The sequence below is a fragment of the Microbacterium sp. K27 genome (assembly GCF_004794435.1).
Taxonomy (GTDB): domain Bacteria; phylum Actinomycetota; class Actinomycetes; order Actinomycetales; family Microbacteriaceae; genus Microbacterium; species Microbacterium maritypicum_A.
This window is the reverse complement of sequence record NZ_SSDK01000006.1, coordinates 1-508: the sequence shown is the minus strand read 5'-3', so window position 1 is coordinate 508 and position 508 is coordinate 1. Positions and strand designations below refer to the sequence as shown.

Sequence of the window (508 nt, the reverse complement as noted above, 5' to 3'; positions counted from 1 at the left end):
GTGTGTCAGCTGCCGGCGAGCTGCTGGTCCAGGTCCTGGATCGCCCGCATCATGCCCAACAGCGACTCGGACATGTCGTTGATGCCATCGACCGCGGTCTTCAGACCCGTCGTCAACTCCGTGTACCCCTCACCGAACTTCCCCGACGCATGCTGCGTCTTGAAGTCCTCACCCAGAAGAGTGTCCACCTGACCCTTCAACGTGTCCAACTGACCCTGAATGTCATCACGAGCCTGCGACAGCGACGACGCCACCTGCTCCATCTCCGCATAAGACGCACCGAAATCGGCCATCGTCCACACCTCCGCCAATCGAGAGAACCGGACCCCTCCGGCCCGAACAACACCCACCCTACGGCGCACCCACGAACACCGTCGATGGGGACAACTCCCCATCCCCGCACAGGGCACGGTGCTGCGTGAGGCGTTCGCCAGTCGGGATGCCGACGTGATCGCGGTGCGGGTATCGACGACGTGTTCGTCGCCGGTATCCGTGTTCTCGCTGACGG

General features: G+C 63.2%; 1 protein-coding gene. It reads right to left on the bottom strand.

Annotated features, from left to right (window positions below; translation table 11 throughout):
- Nucleotides 1-5: 5 nt before the first annotated feature.
- On the bottom strand, nucleotides 6-293 hold the full coding sequence (locus tag DW307_RS00015) for a WXG100 family type VII secretion target (protein WP_028501988.1): 288 nt from the start codon (nucleotides 291-293) through the stop codon (nucleotides 6-8).
- Between the last annotated feature and the right edge of the window lie 215 nt (nucleotides 294-508).

Coding starts and splice junctions, on each gene's coding strand:
- DW307_RS00015 (WP_028501988.1), bottom strand. CDS start 293: ATGGCCGATTTCGGTGCGTCTTATGCGGAGATGGAGCAGGTGGCGTCG.